Annotated in this window: 15 protein-coding genes; 9 read left to right on the top strand and 6 right to left on the bottom strand. The window is 53.4% G+C overall.

Annotated elements, in window-relative coordinates:
* From sufB to HVZ39_RS14190, 6 genes are all read left to right on the top strand, one after another.
* Complete coding sequence (gene sufB, locus HVZ39_RS14215) at positions 1–1488, top strand: Fe-S cluster assembly protein SufB (RefSeq protein WP_016152906.1); 1488 nt, start codon at positions 1–3, stop codon at positions 1486–1488.
* Positions 1489–1504: 16 nt separating this feature from the next.
* A complete protein-coding gene (gene sufC / locus HVZ39_RS14210; RefSeq protein WP_016152907.1) occupies positions 1505–2251 on the top strand; it encodes a Fe-S cluster assembly ATPase SufC in 747 nt (248 codons plus the stop codon).
* On the top strand, positions 2226–3497 hold the full coding sequence (gene sufD, locus HVZ39_RS14205) for a Fe-S cluster assembly protein SufD (protein ID WP_181632581.1): 1272 nt from the start codon (positions 2226–2228) through the stop codon (positions 3495–3497). Before sufC ends, sufD begins: the two co-directional genes overlap by 26 nt.
* A complete protein-coding gene (sufS, locus tag HVZ39_RS14200) occupies positions 3494–4714 on the top strand; it encodes a cysteine desulfurase SufS (protein ID WP_181632580.1) in 1221 nt (406 codons plus the stop codon). Before sufD ends, sufS begins: the two co-directional genes overlap by 4 nt.
* Before the next feature lie 12 nt (positions 4715–4726).
* Positions 4727–5143 (top strand): cysteine desulfuration protein SufE, encoded by a 417-nt coding sequence (sufE, locus tag HVZ39_RS14195; RefSeq protein WP_016152910.1) that lies wholly within the window; start codon positions 4727–4729, stop codon positions 5141–5143.
* A 117-nt stretch (positions 5144–5260) separates the two neighbouring features.
* On the top strand, positions 5261–6265 hold the full coding sequence (locus HVZ39_RS14190; RefSeq protein WP_016152911.1) for a L,D-transpeptidase family protein: 1005 nt from the start codon (positions 5261–5263) through the stop codon (positions 6263–6265).
* Positions 6266–6333: 68 nt separating this feature from the next.
* Here the strand turns inward: HVZ39_RS14190 and lpp are convergent, their stop codons facing one another.
* From lpp to HVZ39_RS26640, 3 genes are all read right to left on the bottom strand, one after another.
* Positions 6334–6570 carry a murein lipoprotein Lpp gene (lpp, locus tag HVZ39_RS14185; RefSeq protein ID WP_003029373.1) on the bottom strand — a complete coding sequence of 79 codons (237 nt, stop codon included), beginning with the start codon at positions 6568–6570 and terminating at the stop codon, positions 6334–6336.
* A gap of 309 nt (positions 6571–6879) precedes the next feature.
* On the bottom strand, positions 6880–8292 hold the full coding sequence (gene pykF / locus HVZ39_RS14180) for a pyruvate kinase PykF (protein WP_016152912.1): 1413 nt from the start codon (positions 8290–8292) through the stop codon (positions 6880–6882).
* Positions 8293–8299: 7 nt separating this feature from the next.
* A complete protein-coding gene (locus HVZ39_RS26640; RefSeq protein WP_242637968.1) occupies positions 8300–8494 on the bottom strand; it encodes a hypothetical protein in 195 nt (64 codons plus the stop codon).
* A gap of 374 nt (positions 8495–8868) precedes the next feature.
* On the opposite strand from HVZ39_RS26640, the gene HVZ39_RS14175 reads away from it, so the two are divergent.
* Genes HVZ39_RS14175 through HVZ39_RS14165 form a run of 3 tightly spaced genes read left to right on the top strand, consistent with a single transcriptional unit; the run spans position 8869 to position 11386 of the window.
* Entirely contained in the window at positions 8869–9891 is a 1023-nt protein-coding gene (locus HVZ39_RS14175) for an ATP-binding cassette domain-containing protein (RefSeq protein WP_181632579.1), read from the top strand.
* Positions 9884–10552 carry a methionine ABC transporter permease gene (locus HVZ39_RS14170; RefSeq protein ID WP_016152914.1) on the top strand — a complete coding sequence of 223 codons (669 nt, stop codon included), beginning with the start codon at positions 9884–9886 and terminating at the stop codon, positions 10550–10552. The genes HVZ39_RS14175 and HVZ39_RS14170 overlap by 8 nt, the downstream gene beginning before the upstream one ends.
* A 21-nt stretch (positions 10553–10573) precedes the next feature.
* Positions 10574–11386, top strand: a complete 813-nt coding sequence (locus HVZ39_RS14165) for a MetQ/NlpA family ABC transporter substrate-binding protein (RefSeq protein WP_003029358.1) — start codon at positions 10574–10576, stop codon at positions 11384–11386.
* 74 nt (positions 11387–11460) lie between these two features.
* Here HVZ39_RS14165 and ttrA read toward each other — a convergent pair whose 3' ends face one another.
* The 3 genes from ttrA to ttrB are packed head-to-tail and all read right to left on the bottom strand — an operon-like array spanning position 11461 to position 16282.
* Positions 11461–14532 (bottom strand): tetrathionate reductase subunit TtrA, encoded by a 3072-nt coding sequence (gene ttrA, locus HVZ39_RS14160; protein ID WP_181632578.1) that lies wholly within the window; start codon positions 14530–14532, stop codon positions 11461–11463.
* On the bottom strand, positions 14525–15547 hold the full coding sequence (gene ttrC, locus HVZ39_RS14155; protein WP_047417786.1) for a tetrathionate reductase subunit TtrC: 1023 nt from the start codon (positions 15545–15547) through the stop codon (positions 14525–14527). The genes ttrA and ttrC overlap by 8 nt, the downstream gene beginning before the upstream one ends.
* On the bottom strand, positions 15548–16282 hold the full coding sequence (gene ttrB / locus HVZ39_RS14150; RefSeq protein WP_019076686.1) for a tetrathionate reductase subunit TtrB: 735 nt from the start codon (positions 16280–16282) through the stop codon (positions 15548–15550).
* Positions 16283–16451: the final 169 nt, after the last annotated feature.

Here is a 16451-nt window from a genome sequence, read left to right as displayed (position 1 = left end):
ATGTCTCGTAATACTGAAGCAACTGACGATGTCAACACCTGGGCTGGCGGGCACCTTAATTACAAAGAGGGCTTCTTCACCCATCTACAAACCGATGAGCTGGCGAAAGGGATCAACGAAGATGTCGTGCGCGCGATTTCGGCAAAACGTAATGAACCCGACTGGATGCTGGAATTTCGCCTGAATGCCTTTAAAGCGTGGCTGACCATGGAAGAGCCGCACTGGCTAAAAGCGCATTACGATAAGCTGAACTACCAGGAGTACAGTTATTACTCCGCGCCGTCCTGCGGTAATTGCGATGAAACCTGCGCGTCTGAGCCGGGCGCGGTGCAGCAAACGGGGGCGAATGCGTTTTTAAGTAAAGAAGTTGAGGACGCATTCGAGCAGCTTGGCGTGCCGGTCCGCGAAGGCAAAGAGGTGGCGGTTGATGCCATTTTTGACTCGGTGTCGGTGGCGACAACTTATCGCGATAAACTGGCGGAACAGGGCATTATTTTCTGTTCGTTTGGTGAGGCGATTCACGATCACCCTGAGCTGGTAAAACAATATCTGGGTACGGTTGTCCCGGGTAATGACAATTTCTTTGCGGCGCTAAATGCGGCGGTGGCCTCCGACGGCACGTTTATTTATGTCCCGAAAGGTGTACGTTGCCCAATGGAACTGTCGACCTATTTCCGTATAAATGCGGAAAAAACCGGTCAGTTTGAACGCACCATTCTGGTTGCGGATGAGGGCAGTTACGTCAGCTATATCGAAGGCTGTTCAGCCCCGGTACGCGATAGCTACCAACTGCATGCCGCAGTGGTGGAAGTCATCATCCACAAAGATGCCGAAGTGAAATACTCGACGGTACAAAACTGGTTCCCTGGTGATGGTAACACCGGCGGCATTTTGAACTTCGTCACCAAGCGCGCTCTGTGCGAAGGCGAAAACAGCAAAATGTCGTGGACGCAGTCGGAAACCGGCTCGGCCATTACCTGGAAATACCCAAGCTGTATTCTGCGCGGCGACAACTCTATCGGCGAATTCTACTCCGTCGCGCTGACCAGTGGTTATCAGCAGGCCGATACCGGCACCAAGATGATCCACATCGGCAAGAACACCAAATCGACCATTATCTCGAAAGGGATCTCCGCGGGACACAGTCAAAACAGCTATCGCGGCTTAGTGAAGATCATGCCGACCGCAACCAACGCCCGCAACTATACCCAATGCGACTCGATGCTGATTGGCGCGGATTGTGGAGCGCACACCTTCCCGTATGTGGAGTGTCGTAACAACAGCGCCCAGCTTGAGCATGAAGCCACGACCTCGCGCATTGGTGAAGACCAACTGTTTTACTGTTTGCAGCGCGGCATCAGCGAAGAGGATGCCATTTCGATGATCGTTAATGGTTTCTGTAAAGACGTGTTCTCTGAACTGCCGCTGGAATTTGCCGTTGAAGCGCAAAAACTTCTCGCCATAAGTCTTGAACACAGCGTCGGTTAAAATTTAAGGAAAGCACATGTTAAGCATTAAAAATTTACAGGTCAGTGTGGAAGATAAGGCGATCCTGCGTGGGCTGAGCCTGGATATTGGCCCCGGAGAGGTACACGCCATTATGGGGCCGAACGGTTCCGGGAAAAGTACGCTTTCCGCAACGCTCGCCGGGCGCGATGACTACGAAGTCACCGGCGGGACGGTAGAATTCAACGGTAAGGATTTACTGGAACTGTCACCCGAAGACCGGGCCGGTGAAGGGATCTTTATGGCATTTCAGTATCCGGTAGAAATCCCCGGCGTCAGTAATCAGTTTTTCCTGCAAACGGCACTGAATGCGGTGCGCAGCTACCGTGGCGAAGAGTCGCTGGACAGGTTTGACTTCCAGGATCTGATGGAAGAGAAAATCGCGTTATTGAAGATGCCGGAAGATTTGCTAACGCGTTCGGTCAACGTTGGTTTCTCTGGTGGTGAGAAAAAGCGTAATGACATTTTGCAAATGGCGGTGCTGGAACCTCAGCTGTGCATTCTTGATGAGTCGGACTCCGGGCTGGATATCGACGCGCTGAAAGTCGTTGCGGATGGCGTGAACTCGCTGCGCGACGGGCAACGTTCATTCATTATCGTCACCCACTATCAGCGCATCCTGGATTACATCAAACCCGATTATGTGCACGTTCTCTACCAGGGGCGAATTGTGAAATCCGGCGATTTCACGCTGGTCAAACAACTGGAGGAGCAAGGTTATGGCTGGCTTAGCGAACAGCAGTAACGTGCTGCAACAGTGGCATCATCTGTTTGAAACGCAAGGGGAGACGCGCTCGCACCACGCCCAACAGCACCTGCAGCAGATGCTGCGTCTGGGACTGCCAACGCGTAAGCATGAGGACTGGAAATACACACCGCTGGAAGGATTAACCAACAGCCAGTTTGTCAGTCATGTCACTGAGATAACGTCCGCCCAGTGTGAAGCGTTAGCGCCAGCTATTGATGCTGTCCGCCTGGTGTTTGTTGACGGGCAATTCTGTCCAACGCTCAGCGACAGCGCAGAAGGTAGCGGGTTTAACATTACCGTTGATGATGTGCGCCAGTCGCTACCGGCGGCTATCCAACCGGAAGTCTTTCTGCACCTGACCGAAAGCCTCTCCCGCAGCGTAACGCACATTCAGGTGAGGCGTAACCAGCGACCGGCAAAACCGTTGCTGCTGCTGCACATTACCCAGGGGCTGGCGGGTGATGAGGTGAACACGGCGCACTATCGCCACCATCTGGACCTGGCAGAAGGCGCAGAAGCCACCGTCATTGAACAGTATGTCAGCCTCAGCGAATATCGCCATTTTACCGGTGCACGATTAACGATGAACGTCGCGGCAAACGCACACTTGCGCCACATCAAACTGGCGTTTGAGAATCCGCTCAGCCACCACTTCGCGCATAATGATATTCAGTTGGGCGCTGATGCCACGGCCGCCAGCCACAGCTTTTTACTCGGTGATGCGGTGTTGCGCCATAACACCAGCACCCAGCTTAACGGCGAAAACACCACGCTTCGGCTTAACAGTTTGGCGATGCCGGTGAAAAATGAAGTCTGCGATACCCGCACCTGGCTTGCGCACAACAAGGGATATTGCAACAGTCGACAACTGCATAAAACGATTGTCAGCGATAAGGGGCGCGCGGTATTCAATGGCCTGATCAACGTCGCTCAGCACGCCATTAAAACCGACGGTCAGATGACCAACAATAATTTGCTGCTCGGAAAACTGGCGGAAGTGGATACCAAACCGCAGCTTGAAATTTATGCCGACGACGTGAAATGCAGCCACGGGGCGACGGTAGGGCGGATCGACGACGAGCAGATGTTCTATCTGCGTTCGCGCGGGATCGGTCAGCAGGATGCCCAACAAATGATTCTCTATGCGTTTGCCGCTGAGCTGACGGAAGCCTTGGGCGAGGAAACGCTGAAACAACAGGTCCTGGCACGGATCGCCCAACGCTTGCCGGGAGGCGTAGCATGACATTTCCCATTGAAAAAGTGCGGGCTGATTTTCCGGTCCTGACGCGTGAAGTGAACGGTTTACCGTTGGCGTATCTGGATAGCGCCGCCAGCGCGCAAAAGCCCAACCAGGTGATTGATGCCGAAGCCGAGTTTTACCGTCACGGCTATGCCGCGGTCCACCGCGGGATCCATACGTTGAGCGCGCAGGCCACGGAAAAAATGGAGAATGTGCGCAAGCTCGCCTCGCTGTTTATCAACGCCCGTTCAGCTGAAGAACTGGTGTTTGTTCGCGGCACAACGGAAGGTATTAACCTGGTAGCTAACAGCTGGGGCGGCAGCAATGTGCGGGCGGGCGATAACATTATCATCAGCGAAATGGAGCACCACGCCAATATTGTGCCCTGGCAGATGTTGTGCGCCCGCGTAGGTGCAGAACTGCGCGTTATTCCGCTCAATACAGAGGGGACGTTGCAACTGGAAACGTTGCCGACGCTGTTTGACGATCGCACGAAACTGCTGGCGATTACCCATGTGTCTAACGTGCTGGGCACGGAAAACCCATTGGTTGAGATGATTGAGCTGGCGCATCAATACGGCGCGAAAGTGCTGGTGGATGGCGCACAGGCAGTTATGCATCATCAGGTTGATGTGCAGGCGCTGGATTGCGACTTCTATGTTTTCTCTGGGCACAAGCTCTACGGGCCAACCGGTATTGGCGTTCTGTATGCCAGAGAGTCGTTGCTGCAGGAGATGCCGCCGTGGGAAGGCGGTGGATCGATGATTGCGACGGTGAGTCTGAGCCTGGGGACGACGTGGGCCAAAGCCCCCTGGCGGTTTGAAGCCGGAACGCCAAACACCGGGGGGATTATTGGACTCGGCGCGGCTATTGAATATGTTTCCGCGCTGGGGCTTACTGAAATCAGCGAATATGAACAATTCCTGATGCGCTATGCGCTGGAACAGCTGGCGGATGTGCCGGATTTAACGCTCTACGGGCCGGATAATCGTCTGGGGGTGATTGCGTTTAACCTCGGCAAACATCACGCCTATGACGTCGGGAGTTTTCTTGATAACTATGGCATCGCCGTGCGGACAGGGCATCACTGCGCCATGCCGCTGATGGCCTACTATAACGTTCCTGCGATGTGCCGGGCGTCGATTGCCATGTACAACACCCATGAAGAAGTGGATCGCCTGGTAACGGGCCTCAAGCGTATTCATCACTTACTGGGATAACAGGGAGGCGTTATGGCTGCGCTACCGGATAAAGAAAAGTTGTTGCGTAATTTTCTGCGTTGCGCTAATTGGGAAGAGAAATACCTGTACATTATTGAACTGGGTCAGCGTTTGCCGGAATTAAACGACGACGATCGTAATACGGAAAATAGCATCCAGGGCTGTCAAAGTCAGGTATGGATTGTCATGCGTCAGAATGCTGAAGGAATTATTGAATTACAGGGCGACAGCGATGCGGCAATTGTGAAAGGGCTTATCGCGGTCGTATTCATTTTATATGACCGCATGACCGCCCAGGATATTGTGAATTTTGATGTGCGTCCGTGGTTTGAAAAAATGGCGCTCGCACAGCATCTCACACCGTCTCGTTCACAAGGGCTGGAGGCGATGATTCGGGCTATTCGCACCAAAGCCGCAACTCTTAGCTAAACTGATAAAACACGTCAATTTCAGCTCGACGTGAAAGAGTGAGGTAGTGCAACGCAGTGACTCGTAGGCCGGATCGGGCGCTCGACGCCGTCCGGCAGGAACGCCAGGGGGGTGAGTATGAAACGCGCGTCTGTTATTACGTTAATGCTAATCGGCGCTTACAGCGCTATTCAGGCCGCATGGGCGGTCGATTATCCTTTGCCTCAGGCGAACAGCCGTCTTGTTGGGCAAAATCAAACTTACACCGTGCAGGAAGGCGATAAAAACCTACAGGCGATTGCCCGTAAGTTTGATACCGCCGCAATGCTGATCCTTGAAGCCAATAATACTATTGCCCCCGTACCTAAACCCGGAACGCTGATTACTATTCCCTCGCAATTACTGCTACCGGATGCACCACGAGAAGGCATTATTGTGAATCTGGCGGAACTGCGTCTGTATTACTTCCCGCCGGGAGAGAATATTGTTCAGGTTTTCCCAATTGGTATCGGTTTGCAGGGGCTGGAAACGCCGGTAATGGAAACCCGGGTTGGGCAGAAAATCCCGAATCCGACCTGGACCCCTACAGCAGGCATCCGTAAACGCTCTTTGGAGCGCGGCATAACATTACCGCCGGTAGTACCTGCCGGGCCAAATAACCCGTTAGGACGCTTTGCACTGCGTCTGGCGCATGGAAACGGTGAATATCTGATCCATGGCACCAGTGCGCCGGACAGCGTGGGACTGCGCGTAAGTTCTGGGTGTATTCGCATGAACGCGCCGGACATCAAAGCACTGTTTGCTCAGGTCCGGACAGGAACGCCGGTTCGGGTGATTAATGAGCCGATAAAATATTCGATAGAGCCGAACGGAATGCGCTATGTCGAGGTGCATCGACCGCTGTCGCCGGAAGAGGAGCAAAACGTCCAGACCATGCCGTATGTGCTGCCAGCCGGTTTTACCCAGTTTAAAGACAATAAAGCCGTGGATAATAGTTTGGTGGAAAGAGCCTTGTATCGTCGTGCGGGCTATCCGGTCACCGTAACGGCCGGGCAAGCGTCGGTCGTAAGCAATGGCGCGGAAGTGAAGTCTGCACAAAATGGCGTGCCGGGAGAGGATGCAGAGGTGCGCGCTACGCAATAACAGGGAAGGGAAATTCAGAGCAAAAAAAATGGCGCACAATGTGCGCCATTTTTATTACACAGATACTATTACTTGCGGTATTTAGTAGCTGCGTTGTCCAGACGCTGGTTAGCGCGAGCTGCGTCATCTTTAGCAGCCTGAACGTCGGAACGCATTGCGTTCACGTCGTTGCTCAGCTGGTCAACTTTAGCGTTCAGAGTCTGAACGTCAGAAGACAGCTGATCGATTTTAGCGTTGCTGGAGCAACCTGCCAGCAGAGTAGAACCCAGGATTACCGCGCCCAGTACCAGTTTAGTACGATTCATTATTAATACCCTCTAGATTGAGTTAATCTCCATGTAGCGTTACAAGTATTACACAAAGTTTTTTATGTTGAGAATATTTTTTTGATGGGAATGCACTTATTTTTGATCGTTCGCTCAAAGAAGCATCGAATTGTGCAAAAACGGCTAAAAACCCGAGTGAAAACAGAAAGCTTCCATCGGATTCATCTTAGATAATCACGGATTAGATAGTGAAATCCGATTTGATTTTTTATTAATTGTAGCTATCGATAAAATAAAAAAAGCGCCACCAGGGCGCTTTTTTAAGCAAATTAATTCGCGTTGGAATTATTACAGTACGTGAACGGATGCCGTGTTGGTCGTGCCGCTCGGAACCAGTGCACCGGAAACCATCACCACAACGTCACCTTTCTGAGCCAGACCGCTTTCCAGAGCGACTTCTTTACCCAGACGATAGAAATCATCGGTAGAGCTGATTTCTTTAACCACCTGTGCAACAACGCCTTTGCTCAGCACCAGCTGACGCGCGGTAGTTTCGTTGGTGGTCAGCGCCAGGATGGTGGCATCCGGGAAGTATTTACGTACTGCGCGAGCAGATTTACCGCCCTGGGTTGCTACAACGATCAGCGGAGCATCCAGTTTTTCTGCAGTTTCAACCGCGCCACGGCAAACGGCTTCGGTGATGCGCAGTTTGCGGCTGTCGTTGTTGAAGTCCAGACGGCTGGTCATCACGCGGTCGGTACGCTCACAGATGGTTGCCATGATGGTGACGGCTTCCAGCGGGTATTTACCTTTTGCAGACTCGCCAGACAGCATTACTGCATCGGTACCGTCGAGGATGGCGTTCGCTACGTCACCGGCTTCAGCGCGGGTCGGACGCGGGTTTTTGATCATGGAGTCCAGCATCTGGGTCGCAGTGATAACGACTTTACGTGCACGGATACATTTTTCGATGATCATCTTCTGCGCGAAGATAACTTCTTCAACCGGGATCTCAACGCCCATGTCGCCACGAGCAACCATGATGCCGTCAGATGCTTCGAGGATTTCGTCGAAGTTGTTCAGGCCTTCCTGGTTTTCGATTTTGGAGATGATCTGGATGTTTTCGCCGCCGTGCGCTTTCAGGTGCTCACGGATTTCAACGACGTCAGAACGTTTACGGATAAAGGATGCTGCAACGAAGTCAACGCCTTGCTCGCAACCGAAGATCAGGTCCTGTTTGTCTTTTTCAGCCAGTGCTGGCAGCGCGATGGAAACGCCCGGCAGGTTAACGCCTTTGTTTTCGCCCAGATCGCCGTTGTTCAGCACTTTACAGATAACTTTGTTACCTTCGATAGCGGTAACTTCCATGCCGATCAGACCATCGTCAACCAGAACGGTATTGCCGACGGACAGATCTTTAGTGAAGCCTTCATAAGTAACAGCAACGATTTCGTTGTTGCCGACAACGGATTTGTCGGTGGTGAAGGTGAAGGTTTGGCCCGCTTTCAGGGAAACGTCGTTACCGCCTTCCAGTTTGATGGTACGGATTTCCGGACCTTTGGTGTCGAGCAGGATTGCGGCTTTCTTGCCGGTTTTGCTCATGACGTTGCGCAAATTCTTGATGCGCTGACCGTGTTCTTCATAGTCCCCGTGGGAGAAGTTCAGACGCATGACGTTCATGCCCGCGTCCAGCATTTTGGTTAACATCTCTTCGGATTCGGTTTTCGGACCGATGGTGCAAACAATTTTCGTCTTTTTCATGACAGTCTTAGTCTTTAAGTTGAGAAGGATATGGAAATCTGGCTCCCGCCGCGCACGGACGGGAAGCTAAACCTGAGTTACGAAAGTTGTGATGCCTCGCTCTAAGGATAGGTGACATCGAAAGAGCGTGCAGAGGAATGTGTGCTTGTGTTTCAGCCCAACGTGATGGTGAGTTTTGTAGTCGTTGAGTTTTACAGGTCAATGTGCTGAAACCATTCAAGAGACAATTGGCGCGCATTATACGCTGAAAATTATCAAAAAGGAAAATGGAAACAGCGTTTCAAAACACTTCTGTGCAGTTTTACAGAAAATATTCATTAATTTGTTTCCAGGTATGGATAAAGAGGTTATTCGCAGCAGCATTTGTTGCGCAACAAGGTGTAATTGTCATCCCAATCCCTGACTTTTTGTGTATAACGCCGACCAAACCGACATATTTCTAAAAGTTATATCAAATGCGTTTTAATTCATTTTAAAAGCCAATCTCACTGATTACACTCGTTTGGACATCCATACTGCTAAATAGCCAAAGGCGCTAGCAGCAGAACAATAAGCAGCAGCGGATACCTAAACGACATGATTGTCCTGAAAAATATTTCGAAAGTGTTTACGCCAGGCAGGCTTGCCATTACCGCTGTCGATAACGTCAACCTGACGGTTGAACAGGGACAGATTTACGGAATTATTGGTTACAGCGGGGCGGGGAAAAGCACCTTAATACGCTTACTTAATGGTCTGGAAAAACCGACTTCAGGCAGCGTAACGATTAACGGCCACGATATCTCTGCCGCCCGTGGGGAAGCGTTACGTCAGGCGCGACTGAAAATCAGCATGGTGTTTCAACACTTCAATTTGCTGTGGTCACGAACGGTTAGTGAAAATATTGCGTTCTCTATGCAAATTGCTGGAGCGCCAAAAGCATCAATTAAAGCGCGAGTTGCTGAACTGATTTCGCTGGTGGGGCTGAGCGGTCGTGAAAATGCGTATCCGTCCCAGCTTAGCGGTGGGCAAAAACAGCGGGTAGGAATTGCCCGTGCGTTGGCGAACAATCCTGACGTTCTGCTGTGTGATGAAGCCACTTCGGCGCTGGATCCGCAAACTACCGATCAAATCCTCGATTTGCTGCTCGATATTAATCGCCGCTTCAAATTAACCATTGTGCTGATCACGCATGAAATGCACGTGGTACGCAAAATCTGCGATCGCGTCGCGGTAATGGAAAACGGCAGGGTCGTTGAGGAAGGCGACGTGCTCAACGTCTTTACCCATCCCCAACTGCCGATCACCCGACAGTTTGTTCGTCAGGTGAGTCAGTACACCGAGGAAGACGAGTTTAACCCACAGTTGGCCAGCGAGCTGGGCGGTGTGGTGATCAAGCTAACGTTTACCGGGCAACGTACGCATCGGCCTGTGGTTGGCGAATTGACCCTGCGCTATGGCCTGCCGTTTAACATTTTACACGGCAAGATGACGCAAACCGCGCACGGCGTGTTTGGTCAGCTTTGGGTGCACGTTGTGGCTTCTGAGGAACAATTGAACAATATTTTGGCCGATCTGCGCCAGAGCGACATTGAAGGCGAGGTAATCAACCATGGCTGAAGAACTGTTTCCTCATCTGAAGTGGGAGCAACTGCTGGCAGCAACCCAGGAAACGCTCTACATGACGGTCCTTTCTGGCGCGGCGACCTTTGTCCTGGGCGTTGCACTTGGTCTGGCGCTGTTCCTGACCGCACGCGGCGGACTGTTTCACAATCGCGCGGTGTATAGCGTTATTTCGCTGGTGGTGAATATCTTTCGTTCCATCCCGTTCATCATTCTGATCGTGCTGCTGATCCCGTTTACCAAAGCGATGGTTGGCACCATTCTCGGCGCTAATGCCGCGTTGCCTGCGCTGATCGTAGGGGCCGCACCGTTTTATGCGCGTCTGGTCGAAATAGCCCTGCGTGAAGTCGACAAAGGCGTTATTGAAGCGACGCGTTCGATGGGCGCACGGCTAAGCACGCTTATTTTTCGGGTTTTACTGCCGGAATCCTCTCCTGCTCTGGTGTCCGGGATCACCGTGACGCTGATTGCGCTGGTCAGCTACAGCGCGATGGCAGGGGTGATTGGTGCCGGTGGTTTAGGGAATTTGGCCTATCTGGAAGGATTCCAGCGCAACCACAGCGACGTCACGCTGGTGGCGACGGTGACGATTTTGCTCATTGTCTTCATCATCCAGCTTTGCGGCGATGTGATCACCTCTCTGTTAGATAAACGCTAATAAAATACGGAAACCATTATCATGAAAAAATCACTGACGTTACTCGCCGCAGCAACCTTAAGCGCCCTGAGCTTTGCCTCCTGGGCAGATACTCTGACCGTTGGCGCCTCAAACGTGCCGCACGCGGAGATCCTTGAGCAGGCTAAGCCTATTCTGGCGAAGCAAGGGATCGATTTAGAGATTAAACCGTTCCAGGATTACATTCTGCCCAACACCGCGCTGGCTGGCCGTGAGATTGACGCTAACTACTTCCAGCATATTCCGTACCTGAACAGCGTGATTAAAGATCATGCGGGCGATAAAACCTATGATTTCGTCAGTGCCGGAGCGATTCACATCGAGCCAATTGGGATCTATTCGAAAAAAGTGAAATCGCTTAAAGATCTGCCGGAAGGCGGCAAGGTCATCATGCGCGATGCGGTATCTGAGGAAGGCCGTATTCTGTCGATTTTCGAAAAAGAGGGCGTAATCAAGCTGAAGCCGGGCGTGGATAAAGTCACCGCGCGCATTAGCGATATCGTCGAGAACCCGAAAAAACTGAAGTTTCTGCCTAACGTGGAAGCCGCGCTGTTACCGCAGATGTATAACAACGACGAAGGCGATGCGGTGGTGATTAACGCCAACTACGCCATCGACGCCGGGCTGGATCCGGTGAAAGATCCTATCGCCGTCGAAAGTGGTGAAAACAACCCGTATGCCAACATCATTACCGTGCATCGTGGCGACGAGAAGAAAAAAGATATCGTGGCGCTGGTTGATGTCCTGCACTCAAAAGAAATCCAGGACTGGATCCGCACCAAATATAAAGGTGCGGTGATCCCGGTAAATAACTGATCCGCGGGCGTTGCCTTATCCGGCCTACGACGTTCTGTAGGCCGGATAAAACGCGTTGGCGTGGCCATCCGGCGCTAGAGTTTCACTCGCTCAATCCTCGCTGGTAAACCCTGGCGCACCGCTGCACCTGACACCCAGTCAAGCCAGGTATTGGCTACCTGCCGGGTAGGATCCGCAAAGCCCAAATCGTTGAGATTAATCCCCGACCTTATTTGTGCGTCAAACGCCATCGGCTTGCCGTCGAGCGTATGCTGCGCCGCGCCCATTTCTTTATGCCCATAACCGTGTTCAATGGCGATCACGCCCGGCATCACGCCATTAAGCAGGCTTATCTGCGCCTTCGCCTGACCGCCAGGCGTGGTGATACGCACCATATCGCCGTGCGCTAAACCATATCGTTGACCATCCTGCGGATTAAGCGCCACCAGATTAACCGGCTTCAGATGATGCAGACGTGGGATCACCGCCGTGGCGCTGGACATGGTATTGGATTTAAAAGAAATCAGTTTCAGCGGCCACTCTTGTTCCGGGAACAACTCCTCGACCGCACGCCCATCTGACAGGCGTGAAGGATACCAGGCCGGGCAGCCGCTGTAGCGCTCGCCGGTAATTGCATGGCGGTGCGCGGCGACGTCCGCATTCCAGATTTGTAGCGGTTTTTCCCACGCATTGCCTATCCGATTCTCAACCCGCCCGCTGTTGTCTGGCGCAAAACGCCCGCCGCGGGAGTAGATAAACGCCACCCGGCTGATTTCATCGGCTTTCAGCGTTTGGGTCATCACCGGCACGATCCGCTGTACCCCAGTCAACGCCAGGTCTTCCGGTTGCGCTTCAGCGACCGGCGCTTTGCCCATAAACGCAATATTGGCGGCGAGTCGCAGGTAGTAATCTTCCGCACGATTCAACGGATAGTGATTGCCCTGCGGATCGGTAATCGCATTGTCACCAAATCCGGGGAGCCCGATACGTTTTGCCACTGCGATACAGAAAGATTCCATCGAGGCGGGTTGACCATCAGCGGTACTGCTGGTTGCCGCTGTCACTACCGGCCAACGCGCGGTGGTGGCTTTACTGGCAACGCCGGCCCACGGGGCGCTGAATCCCCAACTTTCGAAGTTGTGTGTATCCGGCACGATGTAATCGGCCAGCGCCGTGGTTTCGTTCATAAAGGCGTCAATAGCGATAAACAGCGGCAGACGCGCAGGATCCTTGAGCTTTTCTTCCGCCACGCCGCGCAACCCTGCGATGCCGTAGAACGGGTTAGTCATGTTGGAGATCCAGGCTTTCAGCGGATAAGGGTAGCCTTCCAGCGCCGAGACGAGGAGTTCGGTAAGCTGGCCTGCGACAAACGGATACCACGGGGCTTTGGCCGGGAAGGGCGATTGTCCGGCGGCCACCTTATTGCGATACTCTTCGGAAGACTCATAAGCAGTTTTACTGCGCGCGATGCTTAATCCTTTTGGTTTTACCTTCCCGGCGAAGCTGTCCATGTTGTAGCGCGGACCGTCGGTGGCGCCATTGAACTTGCCGCCGCCGACAAATACGCCGCCTTCAAGACTGAGATTGCCAATCAGCGCATTGAGCATCATCACCGACCAGGCGTTATAAAATCCATTGCCTGCCATCATTCCACCGTGCGTAATCACCGCTGCCTGGCGGCCATGGCGGGTAAACGCGTCGGCCAGGGCGCCAATGTCAGCTTCAGACACGCCGCATTGCTGGCTGTACTGCGTCAGCGTTAGTTTCCCGGCGGACTCTTTCAGACACTGGAAGCTGCTTTTTACCGTCACCGTCTGACCGTCTGCCAGCGTGACCTGGCGGGTGACGAACAGCTGCGCGCGTGGGCAACTGCTGGCGGCGACAATTTCGCCGGCCTCGTTAATGACCACCGGATCCTGGGCGGCGTTTGCACTCAGGTGCGCGAGGGTTAAATGCTGTCCGGCAAGGGTTGGAAGCTCATCGGTAATCACCAGATGTGTGGCGTTAGTCCAGCTTTTTTCCCCGGCCTGCTGCATGGCCTGTACGCCGGGAATGGTGAGATAATCGGCGTTATAACGCTGTTTTTCGATAATCCAACGGATCATCCCCATCGCCAGCGCGGAGTCACTTCCCGGTCGTACAGGCTGCCAGTGGCCGCGATTGTCAGCCTGCACCGTGGTCAATGGCAGGGCCGGTGCCACCACCACGTAACGGAAGTCGTCGCGTAAACGGGCGCTGGCCAGTTGGCGAGCCTGGCGCTTAAACGGGTTACCGGATTGCGCCGGAGACGTTCCCATAAATAGCGCGAATTTGACATTGTCCCAGTCGGGCTTCACATGGGTATTTTTATCCAGATCGCCCATTAACGCACCGGAACCGGCCCGGTATGCCAGACCACAGTAAGCGCCATGAGCGCCGAAGTTTTTACTGCCAAAACTATTTAATGCAAAGCGGCGCAAAAATGTATCACGTCCTTCATCGCTGGTATTAGTGACCAGCAGTTGATTGGATTTAGGGCCATAGCCGGGATGTCTGGCATCAAGCGGTGTGTTGGTGTCATGGATTGCCCGCAAGCCGTCAACGTGGCCTTCACCAAACAAGTCGCCGCCTTCCACCACCTCTTTGATCAGCTGTTCGAAGCTGATGCGCTGCCATTTTCCCTCACCGCGTTTGCCGACACGTTTCATGGGCTGGAGAATGCGTAACGGGCTGTATAAACCTTCAAGTAAGGTTGCGCCACGGGCGCAGGCCGTGGAACGCGCGTCAAGACCCGTTTCGCCCGCCAGTTGTTCCATTGCGGTGGCAAAGGGGACGGAGGCGTCAATATGGTGCTCGTGAGACAATGGGTGATAGGGGTTGCCCGCAATGCGCAACACCTTGCCTTGTTCGCTGTCAACGCGCACCCGCACGCCACACTGCGTCCAGCAGCCGAAGCACTGTGTCATGGAGATAACCTGCTGCGGGTTCTGCTGCCAGCGCGGCTGGGCATTGGCTTCGGGGATGAGGGCGTTACCAAAGATGCGGTCTCGGGTAATTTTGCCCGAGGAGCCGTCCAGCAAACCGTCTATCGCGCGCTTTGCCACATCCCGATAACTTAGGCCAAAAGTCACCATGCCACCTACGGCAAGGCCTACTTTAAGCCACTGACGACGGGTTAAATTAGCCATGTTGCATTCTCCTTGCGATCGCGTTCAGGGCTTCACGAACAATAATGATCAGTGCTATCCACAGGCCGAAGGTGCCCACAATGGCCAGCCAGCCATCGGTACCACCGGGCAGGGTATAAGGATTAAACAGCGCGTTAAATTTCGGTACGGTCTGCACCTGGATAAGTAACGTCCAGCGCATCAGCCAGCACAGCGCCATCGCGCTAAATGCAAGTAATATGCGCAGCGGCAGTGATAAGGGGTTACGGAGCACCAGCCCGCACAGGACAAGCGAAACAAGCCATAGCGCAACCCAACCGATGGCGTAGTGTCGTGCTAACGGGGCAACGTTCAGCCATTGGCGAATAGCCGAACCGGAAAGCGTATTGCCGCTCACCCATATCACCACGACCAAAGCCAGTACCATCAGGGTGACTGTCTGCCCCCACGCCAGTTTGCGAGTCAATGTTCCCTCGCGTTTTGTCGCGGCGATGAGCAGGGCGAGAAACGTTTGCAGCGCGCTGAGGAACATCGCAACCGGAAAGGCGTAGCTGAACCAGACGGGACGCGCCTGCACTACCGACACTTCGCGGCCGGTGTATACCAGCAACCCGATGGCTGACAAGGCGCTACCTATCGCCAACCACTTAGTGACACTGTAACTTTTAAGTGTTAACCGTTTAACATGCTGCGCCAGAAACCACAGACCTAAGAAGCCGGTAAATAGAGGTAAAAACAGCGCGCCCCAGGGCATCCAGGACCACGGCGTCGGCCAGGCGTAGAAATGCCAGACGCGGGCGGTTTGGTGTAAGTCAGCGGTCAGCGCCAGCGGCGCGGTAATCGCGCAGGTCAGGGCGATTAACAGCGTCAGGTTTTCCAGTTCCGGCATCTCTTGTTTACGCCAGTGAAGTACGCAGGCGAACAGCGCGGCGCAGGCGGCAATGCCGATGAAAAAGAAATATTGTACGGCCCAGGGTAACCAGCTTACGTCTTGGGGATGGGCCAAAACCTCTTCAATAACCAGTGAATGGTTCATTTAAACCTCCTGCCAGAGAGCGGGTTGAGCACGTCCCATCAACGGGGTTACAAACGCTTCGTCCAGACCCAGATAGAACACGTGCGGTGATGTCCCGTTTTCCGGTTTCAGGACTTTGATGGCGTCATGGTGTTCACGCAGCATTTGAGAAATCCGGCTGTGCGGATCTTTGATATCGCCTATGATGCGCGCGCCGCCGACGCAGGATTCCACGCAGGCCGGGAGCAGGCCAGCTTCGAGGCGATGAACGCAAAAGGTACATTTATCGGCGGTTTGTGTTTCATGGTTGATGAACCGCGCATCATAAGGGCAGGCCTGCACGCAGTAGGCGCAGCCCACGCAGCGCGTGTTGTCGACCACCACAATGCCGTCTTCGCGTTGGAAGGTAGCCTGTACCGGGCAAACGGGCACGCAGGGAGGATTATCACAATGGTTGCACAGCCGCGGCAGCAGGACGTTGGTGACGCTCTGCTGACCTTCAATCTGCACCTGGTACTGGTTAACGAGGGTGCGAAATTCACCCTGCGGCGTCTGGTTTTCAATGGCGCAACTGACAGTACAGGCCTGGCAGCCGATACAGCGTCGCAGGTCAACCAGCATGGCGTAGCGATGCTGAAGTGAGCCTTCATGGCGTTCAGGCGAGAAGGGAAATTGCGCCTGAGCCAAGGGTACCAGTGATGCGCCAGCGGTCAGGACGCCCAGTTGCTGGAGAAACTGCCGTTTACTGCTGTCCATATTTTCTCCCGTCACGATGCAACAACGAAACATTGGTCACGCCGTTGGTTTGCGTGTGATGAATAAAGAATCTTGATGATTTACAGTGTAAAAATCGTGACGGGGGGTACTCTATTGTGGTTAACCACATACCCGGCTTGTTGTTGATCTAAAACAACATAATTGACAG

Origin of the sequence: Citrobacter sp. RHB35-C21 (assembly GCF_013816515.1) — a bacterium.
Taxonomy (GTDB): Bacteria; Pseudomonadota; Gammaproteobacteria; order Enterobacterales; family Enterobacteriaceae; genus Citrobacter; species Citrobacter braakii.
The sequence above is the reverse complement of the archived record's forward strand: the minus strand, read 5'-3'. Positions and strand labels throughout refer to the sequence as shown.